The organism is Larkinella arboricola, assembly GCF_003259745.1.
In the GTDB taxonomy this organism is placed as follows: Bacteria; Bacteroidota; Bacteroidia; order Cytophagales; family Spirosomataceae; genus Larkinella; species Larkinella arboricola.
Map to the genome: position 1 here is coordinate 95,231 of NZ_QLMC01000004.1, position 14,455 is coordinate 109,685.

A 14,455-nucleotide genomic window follows, 5' to 3' on the forward strand; every position below is an offset into this window, starting at 1 on the left:
ATGGATAAATAGGGATTATTAAGCGCCTTTTATTACTTCAGGTTCGCCAGAAATTCTACCACATCCCGGATTTCGCGTTTGGACAGGATATAGCCCATCGGCGGCATGCTGGACGGTAGGTTTTCGCGTTTGTCAATGCGCGACAGCGGTACTTTCAGGGGTTCGGCTTCGGAAGTTTTCAGGATCAGCTCGTGCTGCGTTTCTTCGGCCAGGATTCCGCTGACGGTTTGCCCGTCTTTCAGCGTCAGCGAAACCATCCCGAAACCGGGGGCCAGCCGGGCGCTGGGTTCGATGAGTGCCTGAAGAATCTGTTCCCGGGTCAGGGTGTTACCGATACGGGTCAGCGACGGACCAACCGCACCGCCCTGTCCATTGATGGCATGGCAGCGGACGCACTGGGCCGTGGAGTTGGTGTTGAAAATCTGGCGACCCAGTTGCGCATTACCGCCAAAAAGGGCGTCCTGGTACTCGGCCATACCGGTTCCGGTCGAGCGAAGCGGAGCCAGTTTGGCAATCAGGGCAGTGGATTTAGTAGCATCAACGGCTTCGCCCAACTCCAGCGTCAGGCTGGACGACAATTGCTTGCTGGCCAGTTTGTCAATCAGTCCGGCCAGAATCGGCTCGGTTTTCGCGACGGGCATCCCACCCAAAACCCGCAGCAATTGCTGTTGTTCTTTGACACTTCCTTTATCAAAAACCGCTTTTGATACCTCCGCCAGTGTTTCCGCCGACAGATTCAGGCCGCTCACCAGACCCAGGGCGGTGGTGCGAACGTCGGCATCCGAATCGTTCATGCCTTTTTTGATTACGGCTTCGATATCCTTGTATTTCAATTGATGCAAAGCCGTCAGCATGGCCGCCCGCACATCGGCGGAAGAATTTTCTGCCATGATTTTGGCCAGACTTTCGGCCTGATCCGTAAAGCCCAGATTACTCATCATCTGCGCCGTTGCAACCAACACGGCGGGGTCCGAATCCTGCAAAAAGGTAGTAATCTGGGGCTGAAGTTTCGCTTTCACAACCGCCGGATTGCGTTCAACCGCTCCCCGGTACCAGCCATCAACCCGGTCGAGCACCGACGGATTGGCCCAGGTGCCGAGGGTCGCCAGGGCTTCGGCGCGGAGTTCCTTGGTCACATCTTTACGCTGGGCAAACGCAACCAGCGTGTTCAATTGCTCGTCGCCACCCACCCGCAGACAGGCATTGATGGCCCGTCGCAGCAGTGGTTCGGACGTAAAGCGGGTTTCTTTCAGCGTAGCAGCCAGGGCGGGCAGGACTTTCTCGATCGACAGATCGTCGTTGATGGCCCGGGCGGCTTCCGCAACAATGTACTCGTCTTTGTCCTGCAAAAATACGCTGATCCGGTCGCTGGCGAGTCGGCGCAGCACCAGTACGGCCGCCAGCCGCAGCGATTTGTTCGGGTTATTGGCCAGCGCCACCATCGGCTCCACCTGCCCGATGCGCGACAGTGCCAGCACGGCGGCATGACGCAGGTAGACATCTTCGTCGTTGTTGGCCTTGATCAGGTTCAGCAACGGTTCGACCGCAGCCTGGTATTTGATGCGACCGAGGGCCTGAGCGCCGAAGAACTTCACGCGCGGGTTCTCGCTGGTCAGCAACGGAATCAGGAGCGGACCGGCTTCCGGGGCAGCCGCATCGCCAAGCACTTTAGCGGTTTGGGCAATGATTTCCGAATCCGCATCTTTCAGCAGAGGCAGCAGCGAAGCCGTGTAGGATTTGTCCTGCCGTTCGAGTTGCCCCATCCCCCAGATACCGTGAATCCGGGCCAGTTGGTTGCCGGTTTGAGCAATGGCCTTCTGCAAAACGGCGGCTCCTTTGGCTCCGCGTTTCACCAGCTCAAACTGTGCTTTTTGCCGGATACGCATATCGGGGTTCGACAGCAAGGCGAACAATTGATCTTCCGTTTGCGAACCGTAATTCAGCGCCATCAGCCGCTTGGTGTCGGCACGGAGTTCTTTCAGGTCGTTTTTATCGTCGGTTACGTCGAGTTTCCAGACGCGGCCGTAGTTTTTGGTGTCCCAGCCGTTGATCCAGTCGGCAATGTACAGCGCACCGTCGGGACCGAACCGGATGCCGGTGGGCAGAATACCGGACAGGATATTTTTCTCGCCATCCAGCACAAACGAAGCGCCTTTGGGTTTCAGGCCAAATGACCAGATGGGCGAACGGGCCGGGTTTCCGACAAATTCAACGAGGAAAAATTTGTTTTTCCACTCTTTGCCCAAAGCCGTGCCGGGGTTGTAAACCATGCCGGTCGGGCCGTTGTGGAAGTTCATAATTGGCGGAATGATGTAAGCCGCCTGACCTTCCCAGCGGGGTTTGAACAGCTTTTCGTCCATCCAGACCTTGTAGCTGTTGTTCTTCGGATCGGTGTATTTACCGTACTGCCAGTTGGCGCGCCAGCCCGCGTCGGAGCCTTCCACAACGTGTACCAGCCGCTCGCTTTCGCCGGGGTGGTCGCCGTCGTTGTCCGAGCTGATCAGGTTGCCGTATTCGTCAAAGACAAACTCGTGGGTGTTGCGCAGTCCGCCCGCAAAGATTTCAAAATCGGAACCGTCGGGGTTGGAGCGGGCAATAATGCCTTCGTTGGACCGATTGTGGTTGACGCCCTCTTTCGTGGTAATGTTGGCCCCAATGTCGCCGATGTTCCAGTAAATCTTGCCGTCAGGTCCTTCAATCGGGTTCGACATACCGTGGCCGCCAAAGCCGATGTGGACACCGTAACCGTGGCTAATGGACGTTTTCTGGTCCAGAATACCGTCACCATTGGTGTCTTTGAGCCGCCACATATCCGGTGCAATGGCCACAAACGCATCTTCCGCCCGGATCAGCAGGCCACCGGCCACGTCGGAAACTTCTTCAAAGAAATCGTTCAGGATGCGGGTGGCCTGGTCGGCAATACCGTCGCCGGAGGTGTCTTCCAGCCGCCAGACTTCGTCTTTCTCGACGGTTAAATCTTTCCAGTCGTGGCTACCGTCGCCGTTGAGGTCTTTCAGCCATTCATTTTCTTTACTTTTTTCGGGGGCAAACGTGCTGCGCAGAAACGCCCGCCGGTCTTCCACGGTTTTCAGGCCGATGGAGGGCGTCATCCAGTTGCGGTGGCCGCGAATGTCAAACTCAGAGTTTTTCTGCCGGTTGGTGCGGGTCAGATACACCCGGCCCTGATCGTCGATGGACATGGCAACGGGATCGGGAGCCAGCGAATCCGACGCCCATAAATCGAGTTTCAGACCGTCGGCCAGTTTGACCACGGTATTGTCCCGAATTTCCTTGGCCCGGGTGCGGGCCTGGGTGGGGTCTTCCTTCACAACCAGCGGGGCGCTGGCTGCGGTTCGGGATGTACCAGTTGGTCCCATTTTCATGCAGGAAACAACCGCAAGGGTCATAACGCCCGAAAAGAGCAGTGGTGTTCGAAAGCGTTTACGCAAAATCATTAGTTAAAATTGTTAAGGCAACGGTTTGGGCCTAATGGACGAATGATCCGATTTAGGGTTTATAAAGATAACGCATCTGGGTGAGTAACGATACGGTTGGAGGCATTTTCTCCGTATGGGACGCGGGACTGGCGGCCCGTTTGTGACGTTTTATCCTGGATGCTGGCATCCCCAACGAAGCGTTTGGGAAGGCAAAAGGGGATAAACGCAATTATTCCGTAAAAAATGGCCGGAATAAATGGTCTGCCCGATGCAGGAAGCGACCCATAAGCCGGAAGTCGTAACGAATACAGTTCACATAGGATACGGGAAAATATAGGGTGATTTCGAGATTCGATTTACCAATAATGGGACGTTACAGGCTTAGGGTTTTCCCTAGATTTACAAAAATCGGGGTTTCCCCTATTTCAAGGGCTACCTACTTTGTCCTATTTTTGCTAAACAATATTCTATTTAGTTGAGGGTAAAATTGATAGCTGAATCGGTAAATTTTACAGACCGTTCTGGTGTTGTAGTGATAATGAGAGTTGGTTTGAGAACTGTCTGCCGACTCGACAGCCAGGTTAAAATAGCTTTCCCTTAGCGTCTCTTGCTGATATAAGGAAACGAATTGATGATACGAGTATTAATTGCGGATGACCACAATGTGTTTGTTGAAGGAATCGCAGCGCTTATTTCGGGTTCTTCGGAAATTGAAGTAACGGAGCGCTGTTTTGATGTGTCGTCGGTGGTCGGACAATTAAGTGGTACGCCAATTGATGTGGTTTTACTGGATATTTCGTTTCCGCGGATTGAAGACGGACTAACGCTTTGCGAACACATCACCCGAACATACCCCAACACCAGAGTTATTGCGTTGACGATGCACGACGACGCCAGCCTGATTAAACGGGTTGTGAAGAAAGGTGCGCGGGGGTACTTACTGAAAAATACCACCAAAGTTGAGTTGTTGCAGGCCATCCGGACGGTTCATGACGGAAAACCGTATTTCAACGAAACCGTCACGAATATCTTGCTGCACGATGAACCGAAAAGCCGGAAGCCGGGCGGGAGTGCGGGTGTGAAGCCTAATCTGACACCCCGAGAGTCGGAAGTGCTGACGCTCATTGCGCAGGGGCTGACCACGCAACAGATGGCCGCTCAGTTATTTGTCAGCGTCAAAGCCATTGAGTTTCACCGCAGTAGCCTGCTCATGAAATTCAGTGTTCCCAACACGGCGTTGCTGATCAAAACGGCTATGGAAATGCAGTGCATTGATTAATAAATTGGTTGTTTTGGGATACAATAAAATCGCATTCCAATAGGTTTTATAGACTTTACGTACAAGGTTCATTTTTTGGGATTACTAGCGTTGATGAGGTCGTTTTTACGGTATAAGCTGTTGCGAAAAGAATGCCTGAGCCTGATACTGCTTCTGGTCGTGAGCAGCGTATGGCCGAAGGTGCAGGCCAGTCCCGGATCCGTACCGATCGACAGCGTAAAAACCCAGATCAGACAGTTGGTAGAGGACAAGGACTATATAAAGTTGGCCCAGGCGTATGAGCATCTGGGGGGGCTTTATCAACAGCAGTATGGTTACAATAAGTATACGCTGGATGCCTACTTTAACGGTATGAAGTACTACCACCTTCGGGGCGATTCGCTGGGGTATTTCAACATCCATATTAAAATTGGCGACTATTATACGCAGGACGTATTCATGCAGCCGTACGCCAAAAAATACCTGAACAAAGCGCTTCAGTACTTTAAACGGACCCACAACGGACCCAAAATAATTGAGTGTCGGCTGGCCTTTGCGAACCTGGCCCAGAAGAAAGATCCGATTCCGAAAAGCCTGATCACCGAATTGCGCCAAACCGAGCAGATGAGCGTTCTCTATAAGCAGGATTATTCCCAGGCTTACGCTCAGAACCTGCTGGCTAATATGTATTTGCGGAATAAACAGCCGGACTCAGCACAGTATTTTGTGAGCCGGAGCCTGGGCATGGCGCAACGACTGGATATCAACTGGCTGATCGCGCTGAATTACTTCTATTTAGGTTTGGTCGAGCAATTTAGAGATCATTCGGACGCGGCCATTGCGGCTTACCGGAAAAGCTATCAACTGGCGGAGGCCGAGAAAAATGTGGCCATGATGCGGGAGTTGTCGCGGCATACCGCCGATAGTTACTCGCATAAGGGAGACTACAAAAAGGCGTATGAAAGTGCCCTGAAGACGCTGGATTTTACAAACCAGTTCTACTATTCGGAGCAGACCAAGAGCATCCGTTTACAGGAACTCGACAGCCAGGTGAAAACGCTGGCGGTTGAAAAACAACTGGTGGAAGAGCAAAGCCGTCATCAGCATATGCTGAACCTGATGCTGGCGGGCGGTTTGGTAATCAGTGTATTAGGCGTTTTTGCCCTGATCTTTGGACGGCGGCAGCAGAAATTAATTAATCATCAACAAACGGTAATTGCACAACAGCAGATTCGGGACCTGGAACTGAAATCGTTGCAGGCCATGATTGAGGGGCAGGAAAGTGAGCGGAGCCGGATTGCCCGGGATCTGCACGACGGCCTGGGCATTCAGTTGTCCCGAATCAAGCTGTTTGTGGAAGCGCACCAGGAACAGTTACCGCTGTCGGTGAAGGAGCCATTGAACCAGTTTCTGGACGAAGCCTGTACCGAAACCCGATTGATTTCGAGTGACTTACGGCCGTACGCGTTATCGACTTTCGGTTTGATCCCGGCGCTCGAAGATCTGGTGCAGAAGCTGAATCTGGTGAACGAAACCGCTCTGACGCTCGAACACTACGGCGAAGTTCCGGACCTGGGCGACGAAGCTTCCGTAATGATCTATCGGGTGATTCAGGAGTTGTTGAATAATGCCCTTAAACACGCTGAAGCCGAAACGATTACGGTGCAGATGATGACAAATGATGAAACCGTTCTGATCAGCGTGGACGACGACGGAAAAGGCGGTGATTTTGAAACCGATTCGTCGAAAGGCAACGGTATTGCCAACATCAAATCGCGGATTGCGTATCTGGGCGGGCAGGTGATGTGGCAGAGCGAACCGGATAAAGGAACGTCGGTCATGATTTCGCTCCCCATGCAGAAGCTGGTTAAAAATCCGCCCCGCGTTCCTGTCTGACAAATTATATTCTAAACCCTTAATCAACGCTTGTAGGTCATGCCGAACTGAGCTCTTTGTCTGCCTGAACGGTTGCTTCAACATGGGGCCTCTCAACTCCTTATAGATTTTACATATTCATAAAAACTTGATTTTTTACCTGGCTCTCTCGGGCTTCGTTTTCTAGAGAGCTGCCCAATTTTTGTCCCTTTTTTTCAATAACTATGATAAAACATGTGCTTTCGGGGGTTTTGGTGCTGGGCTACTGGACGGCTGTCCACGCGCAGACCCGAGCCAATACCGTCACGGTTCCGGCAAAAAACCCGGTGGTGATGGCTTCACTGAAAAATGCGAACGTCGGAAAGTCCGATGTGAACGCCCTGGTGAAAGGGGTGGTTTCCGACGACAAAGGCAATACGCTTCCGGGTGCAACGGTGTCTGTTAAAGGCACCACGCAAGGCACCACAACGGATGCCGAAGGTCGGTTTTCGATCAATATGCCTGACGGAAATAATGTGCTGGTGATCTCGTTTATCGGGATGAAAACGCAGGAAGTTCAGGTGGGCAACCAGACAAACCTGACCATCACGCTGGTTTCTAATGACCAGTCACTCGATGAGGTGGTCGTTATTGGGTACGGTACGGCCAAGCGTTCGGACGTAACGTCTTCGATCACAACGGTTAAAGCGGCTGAATTGAAGGATATTCCGGCGGCCGGGGTTGACCAGTTACTACAGGGTAAAGCTGCCGGGGTAACGGTAACAAGCAACGGTGGTCAGCCGGGTGGCGGGGTTTCCGTGAAAGTTCGCGGGGTAACGTCCATCAACAGCAACGACCCGCTGTTCGTGATTGACGGGGTTCCCTTCGTCGGTGGTAACACCTCCAACAGCACGGGTTATGCCGGTCTGGGTGGGGGCGACGGCCAAACCGGTAACAGTGTTATGGCCATGCTGAACCCGAACGATATTGAGAGCATCGACGTATTGAAAGATGCTTCGGCGCAGGCCATTTACGGTTCGCAGGCTGCCAACGGGGTGATTCTGGTCACCACCAAAAAAGGAAAGCAGGGCGAAGGGAAGATCAATTACGAAATGTATACCGGGGTTTCGGAAGTAGCCAGAAAGCTTGATCTGATGGATTTGCGGGATTTTGCCCGGTATCAGAACGAGGTGCTGCCCATCATTGGTAACCCGGTCGCCGACGAGTTCAAGAACCCCGATCTGCTGGGCCGTGGAACCGACTGGCAGGACGCCATGTTCCAGCGCGGAACCATCAACAACCACCAGTTAAGCTTCTCGGGCGGTAAAGATAAAACGACGTATTACCTGTCGCTGAACTACTTCGATAACAAGGGGATTCTGCTTGGCTCGAACTTCAAACGGTATTCGTCGCGCTTCAGCCTGGACAACCAGTTGAAAAGCTGGGCCAAAGTGGGGGTGAGCGCCAACGTGTCCCGCAGTATTCAGAACGTATCGCTGGCCGATGCCGCCGAAGGTACCATCTGGTGGGGGGCGGTAACGAGTCCGCTGGTTCCGGTGAAAAACCTGGACGGTTCCTGGGGTGGTGGTCAGACGGTTGGTGGGGTGCAATACAGCAACTCCAACCTGGTCGGAAACAGCCAGTACCGGGGCAATACTAAAACTTCGAACAACGTCTTCGGTAGCCTGTATGCCGAACTGCAACTGATGAAAGACCTGTCGCTGCGCAATGAATTGTCATATTCGCTCGGGCAGGATAACAACACCGCATTCCAGAAATCCGGTAATGTGGGCGGTACGTCGTTCCGGAGCAAATTGATCGATTCGCGCTCAGACAGCTACTACTGGTCATTGACCAACTACCTGAGCTATAACAAATACATGGGTAAGCATGGTATTCAGGCAACGGTAGGACACCAGGCGCAAACTTCGTATTATCAGTCGATTTCGGGTACGAAAGTGGATTTGCAGGCCAACATTTTTGACCTGAATACCGGTAGCTCCGACCAGACAACCTGGGGCCTGAGTGGTGGAAAAGGCCATTGGGCAATGGAATCCTGGTTTGCCCGTGCCAACTATACCTACGATGATCGCTATTCGGTTTCGGCCAGTTTCCGCGCCGATGGTTCGTCGAACTTCGGTCCGAACAACCGCTGGGGGTATTTCCCGGGAGTATCGGCGGGCTGGACGATTTCCAACGAGAAATTCATGAAAGGAAGTGTCGCCAACGTCCTGAACTTTGCCAAACTACGGGTTGGTTACGGAACGGTGGGTAACCAGAACTTCCCGGGCGGTGCGCCAAACCCGGCTTATGTGGGTGCGGTTCAGTTCTTCTCCGGTCCAGTGGGCTTTGGTTCGTCCAACATGATCAACGGTATTCCGAACCCGAACCTGAAATGGGAGTCGGTGCGAACCGCCAACGCCGGGGTTGACCTAGGCTTCCTGAACGGACGGATTGATGCAACCATCGACGTCTACAAGAAAGTAACGTCCGACATGATTATCTTCCTGACCGGCCCGAACCTGATCGGGGTGGGCGATCAGTGGGATGACCTGAAAGCTCCGCTGGGCAACGCCGGTCAGATGACCAATACCGGGGTGGATATTGGTATCACGACGACCAACATCAAGAAAGGTGATCTCACCTGGAAAACCAACCTGGTGTTCACGCACTTCAAAAACACCTACGACCGGGCGGCCAGCGCAGCTTCGGCGCTCGACGGGAAAGTGTACTACAACAACTACCTGATTACGCACACGACACCTGGTAATCCGGTGGGTTCGTTCTGGGGACTGGTCACCGACGGTTTGTTCCGGACGCAGGCTGAACTGGATCAGAGTCTGCCGCAGTTTGGCTATAAAGTAAATGAAACTGAAACCTGGCTGGGTGATATTCGCTACAAGGATATCAACGGTGACGGAAAAGTGGACGCCAACGACCTGACGTTTATCGGTAGCCCGCTTCCGAAATTTACCTGGGGTCTGACCAACTCGCTGAATTATAAAGATTTCGATTTCTCGATCTTTTTGCAGGGAAGCCAGGGCGCAAAAGCCTATAACTTCCTCCGCTGGCAACTGGAAGGTCTGAACAACGCCTGGTCGAACCAGATGCGGACCGTAACCGACCGCTACACCGAAACCAATACGGGTGGTGCGCTGCCCCGGTTTACAACGACCAACAAGAACAACACCGCCATGTCGGATCGCTACGTAGAAGACGCTTCGTACTGGCGGATTCAGAACATCACGCTGGGCTACCGGATTCCGAGAAACATTCTGAGCAAGGTGAAAATGACGAACCTGCGGGTTTACGGCTCCATCCAGAACCTGAAAACCTTCACGAAGTACTCAGGCTATGACCCGGAAATTGGCTCGTTCAACAACAGTATTAAACTCATGAACGTCGATATGGGCCACTATCCGAACCCGCGGACGTTTACGATTGGTGCTAATGTTCAATTCTAAAATTATTGAGCGAATTAGTGATTGAGCGATTGAGTGATACACCGTTTTATCTCTCATACGCTTGTCACTCAATCACTAATTCGCTAAATCACTCAATAGCAAAAGTCATGAAATTAAAACCCATATATGCCCTGGCGATTTCGGCGATGATGCTGTCTTCCTGCAAAGAAGACTTCATTGAGCGGCCTTCGCTGTCGGGCACCACAACCGGTAACTATTACAACAACGCGGAGGAAGTCCGGGCCGCGACCAGTACGCTATACAGCGGTTTGCCTTGGCGGAACTACGAAAGCCGGGCGCAGGACGCCATCGGGGATGTGATGTCCGGTAACATGTTTACCTATACCGATGTCGATTACCTGAACTTTACGGTTTCGTCGGCTTCCGAGCGGATTGGAGCAACCTGGGGCGCGTTTTACAAGATCATCGGGTACGCCAACGTGATGATCAAAACGTTCGAGGAGAAGAAAGCCAATGGTGGTGGAGCCGCTTATCTGGATCCGGCCATTGCCGAATGCCACTTTATCCGGGGAACGGTCTATTTCTACATCGCCCGTACCTGGGGAGCCGCGCCGATTATTACCGATCCGGGTGAGACGGCTTTGTCGGGCAACTTCAACATTCCGCGCTACCTGCAAAAAGACGTGATGCGGTTTGCTCTGGAAGAACTGCAAATGGCCGAAGCCGGTCTGCCGGAGTCGGATGTTGCCGGTCGGCTGACGAAATACTCGGCAAAAGGTATGATGGCGAAATTGTACCTGTACAACAAAGACTACGCGAACGCCAAAGCGAAAGCGGAAGAAGTGATCAATTCCGGTAAGTACAGTCTGGTGGCAGATTACAACGGTATGTTCACCAAAATGAGCATGAACAACAATCCGGAGTCGCTTTTCTCGATTCAGCACCAACTGGCGCAGGACCCCTGGGGAACCGGTAACATCAAAAATCCGGATCGCGGAGCCAGCGCCCTGCGGACTGCCGAAGCCGATGCCTGGGAAATGTACGTTCCGTCGCTGGATTTGCTGAACGAATACGAATTTGGCGATCTGCGCCGGAAGTGGTCGGTGATGGAACACGGCTGGACCAAACCGGAGTGGAAACCGCAACGTGTGAACGCTCCCAAGTACAATGCGTTCATGGCCAACGGCTTTAAATACGATACGCTGCAACCCACCGAAGACGGTGGTAGCCTGAGCCCGACGCGCTCCAACATCGCCAAGTACTTTGCCGGTCCCGGTAAGAGCTTCGGGGGTGATGCGGTGCTGGGCCAGAACTCGGGCAACAACGTGGTCCTGCTGCGCTATGCCGATATTCTGCTGATTTACGCCGAAGCTACGCTGGGCGGTGCGGCTTCAACCACCGATCCGAAGGCGCTTCAGGCCGTGAACGCCGTTCGGGCGCGGGCCGGTCTGGCTCCCCGGACGTCGCTGACGCTGGATCAGATCCTGCACGAACGCCGGGTGGAATTTGCTTTCGAAGGTGACTACTGGTACGATATTCAGCGTCAGGGTTTTGCCAAAGCGAAAGCCATGATCCAGAAACAAAACCGGGGTTCGGTCGGCAATCCTACGTACATCACCAACTTCACCGAAGACAAGATGTATCTGCCGATTCCGGCGGGTGAGATTGTACAGGACCCTGAATTGGGCAAAGATCCGGTTCCGTATTATAACTAAGACGATAGAAGCGAGATAAGAGACAGGAGACCATCAGGAACTATTCTTGTATCTCTTGTCTACTTTCTCTGGTCTTTTTAAGAAAAAATCAAGTAATCCAATGAAATACAATACATTGCGTCAACTGGCGGGCTTGTCATTCACGGTTCTGCTGACCGGTCTGGTCATGACTTCCTGCGAAGAAGATTCCGATGGCCGGCCACAGTACGAAGCGGGTAACCCCGTGGCCGCTACCATTGCACCGGACTCGGCAGCCGCCGGAACGGTGATTACCCTGACGGGTTCGGGCCTGGGCGATATGCGCACCATCGTTTTCGAGAAAGATAACGTGCCCGCCGGTTTTCAGCCGACTTTAAATACCGACCAGGCGCTGATTTTCCGGGTGCCGGACGATGTGGTTGGGGGCGTGCAGAACGTCACGTTCACGAACAGCGCAGGAAGGGCGGTGGCGGTGCCGTTCCGGGTGCTGGCGTATCCGACGGTTTCCAATGTTTCCAACTATAACTTCCGAAAAGATTCCGAAATTACCATTACCGGTAACAACCTGGACGATGTGGTTTCGGTGAAGCTGACCGGCACGTCGGACATGGCGACGGTGGTTTCGAAGGAGAAACGCAAACTGGTCGTGAAAATGCCCGCAACGACGGCTAACCGTGCCACGCTGGACATTATCAACGGTACGGGCTTGCTGCGCACCACGCAGGAACTGGTGAACATCGACAAATCCTATCAGATCTTCACGGATGCTTACGGTACGGGTTTCCAGGACGGTTCCTGGGGCGATGCCGGTGCCGTTTCGACGAAAGAATTCAAGTCTGGTACGGCTTCGGTGGGCAAAACCTATCAGAAAGGCAACTGGCACCTGATCGCCTTTGCTAACTGGTCAACCTCGGCCATTTCATATTCGGCAGATTACACCTACGTATCGGGCTGGATCAAGGGCGCTTCGGCGGACTACACGCTGTATCTGACCACCGACGCCAGCAAAGCCGGTTTTGGTAACTTCGACGATAAAAACAAAATCGACGTGAAAGCGGGTGTCTGGAACTACTTCAAGCTCAAGATTTCCGACATTGATTTCTGGTTGCCAGGCAAGAAGTTAAGTCAGGTCGGTTTCCGGATTCAGGGACCGGACAAACAGGACGAAACGTTCTATTTCGACGACATCGTGCTGGTTAAATAACCACGTTATTCTACGAATAAAGATCAAAGGAGGCAGGGTAATACTTGCCTCTTTTGGTATCCATACATTCTCATGGTACTTATTTTACGGAACAACTGGTTGGACGTATTCCAGGTACGGAACCGGCTGCTTTCAGTTCTTTTGATTGGTTTGGTAGGCTGCGTCTCTGCACCCAAACCGAAAACCGTTCCAACTCCAGCCGACCCGAACATCATTCAGATTGAAGCCGAAACCGGTGCATTTTCCGGTGTGGACGTGGCCACCAGCCTTGCGGGATTTTCCGGGACCGGCTACGTAACGGGTTTTGACGAATCCACCGACAAACTGACGCTGACGTTCCAGGCCACCGCCGGTTTATACGAACTGTCGGTTCATTACGCTTCGCCCACGGGTGACAAAGGGGTTGATTTTCAGATAAATGATGAAAAAGGGAGTGGTGCGCTCAAACAGACCGGTTCCGGATTCAGCCCGGCCAAACTGGGAACGTTCCGCCTGCGTGACGGGCAGAATACCGTTACGATTTTCCGGGGATGGGGTTATTTCCACATTGACTACCTGCAACTTAATCCCGCAACCGTTGTGCTGCCCGCCAAACCCGCTAAAACGCTCTCGGATGCCCGTGCCACGGCTTCAACCCGGGCGCTGTTTTCGTATCTGGTCGATCAATACGGAACGAAAGTGCTTTCGGGGCAGCAGGATGATGTCGAATACATTCTGGAAAAAACCGGCAAAGAACCCGCCATTGGCTCGTTCGATCTGATGGAGTACTCAACCAGCCGGGTGCAACGTGGCGGTATCCCCCTACGCTCCAGTGAAGCCTGCATTGCCTGGGCGAAGAAAGGGGAGGGGCGCGGCATCGTCAGCCTGCTCTGGCACTGGAACGCGCCGACGGATTTGATTGATGAAGAACCCGATAAGCTCTGGTGGAGCGGTTTTTACACCCGGGCTACCACCTTCGACCTGGCCGCCGTACTGGCCAATAAACAGGGCGAACGGTATCAGCTGCTGCTCCGCGACATAGACGTGATTGCCAGAGAACTGAAAAAGTTTCAGACGGCTGATGTGCCGGTGCTCTGGCGACCGCTGCACGAAGCGTCCGGCGGCTGGTTCTGGTGGGGGGCCAAAGGAGCCGGACCGTTCAAAGAGCTTTGGCGGTTATTGTACAACCGGCTGACCAATCACCACCAGTTGCACAACCTGATCTGGGTGTATGGCGGTACGGATTCCATGAAGCCCGACTGGTATCCCGGCGATCCATACGTGGACATCGTCGGGCTTGACATCTACACCGACCCGACGGCCAGTTTGAGCGGTAACTGGAGCAATGCGCAGACGTTGTTCAACGGCAAAAAGATGGTGGCTTTGACAGAAACCGGAAACCTGCCGGACGCGGCTAAAATCCGGGATTTTGGTGCCTGGTGGTCGTGGTTTTCGGTCTGGACGGGCGCAGACTACATCAAAAAACAGCCCATCGAAAGCCTGAAAGCCGTCTACACCGATAAAGACGTGATTACCCGCGACGAACTGCCCGACTGGCGGCAGTGGAGCGGAAACGTTGGCACGGTTTCGTCTAATCGCTGAAA

General features: G+C 53.2%; 7 protein-coding genes. 6 read left to right on the forward strand and 1 reads right to left on the reverse strand.

The genetic code is table 11. The features are described from left to right. Positions 1 to 32 precede the first annotated feature (32 nt). Positions 33 to 3,455, reverse strand: coding sequence for a DUF7133 domain-containing protein (locus LX87_RS16185; RefSeq protein WP_111629315.1), 3,423 nt, complete (start codon positions 3,453 to 3,455; stop codon positions 33 to 35). 613 nt (positions 3,456 to 4,068) lie between these two features. On the opposite strand from LX87_RS16185, the gene LX87_RS16190 reads away from it, so the two are divergent. The 6 genes from LX87_RS16190 to LX87_RS16215 all read left to right on the forward strand — a co-directional run bounded on the left by LX87_RS16190 (position 4,069) and on the right by LX87_RS16215 (position 14,453). Continuing rightward, on the forward strand, positions 4,069 to 4,716 hold the full coding sequence (locus tag LX87_RS16190; protein WP_111629316.1) for a response regulator transcription factor: 648 nt from the start codon (positions 4,069 to 4,071) through the stop codon (positions 4,714 to 4,716). Between the two features lie 93 nt (positions 4,717 to 4,809). Then, complete coding sequence (locus LX87_RS16195) at positions 4,810 to 6,591, forward strand: ATP-binding protein (RefSeq protein ID WP_111629317.1); 1,782 nt, start codon at positions 4,810 to 4,812, stop codon at positions 6,589 to 6,591. A gap of 203 nt (positions 6,592 to 6,794) precedes the next feature. Then, positions 6,795 to 10,013: a SusC/RagA family TonB-linked outer membrane protein gene (locus tag LX87_RS16200; RefSeq protein ID WP_111629318.1), complete on the forward strand. Its 3,219-nt coding sequence runs from the start codon at positions 6,795 to 6,797 to the stop codon at positions 10,011 to 10,013. 107 nt (positions 10,014 to 10,120) lie between these two features. Continuing rightward, the gene (locus LX87_RS16205) at positions 10,121 to 11,689 is read left to right on the forward strand and encodes a RagB/SusD family nutrient uptake outer membrane protein (protein ID WP_111629319.1); all 1,569 of its coding nucleotides are present in this window, start codon (positions 10,121 to 10,123) and stop codon (positions 11,687 to 11,689) included. Between the two features lie 100 nt (positions 11,690 to 11,789). Beyond that, positions 11,790 to 12,872 (forward strand): IPT/TIG domain-containing protein, encoded by a 1,083-nt coding sequence (locus LX87_RS16210; RefSeq protein WP_111629320.1) that lies wholly within the window; start codon positions 11,790 to 11,792, stop codon positions 12,870 to 12,872. A 72-nt stretch (positions 12,873 to 12,944) separates the two neighbouring features. After that, on the forward strand, positions 12,945 to 14,453 hold the full coding sequence (locus LX87_RS16215) for a glycosyl hydrolase (RefSeq protein WP_111629321.1): 1,509 nt from the start codon (positions 12,945 to 12,947) through the stop codon (positions 14,451 to 14,453). The last annotated feature ends 2 nt before the right edge of the window (positions 14,454 to 14,455 follow it).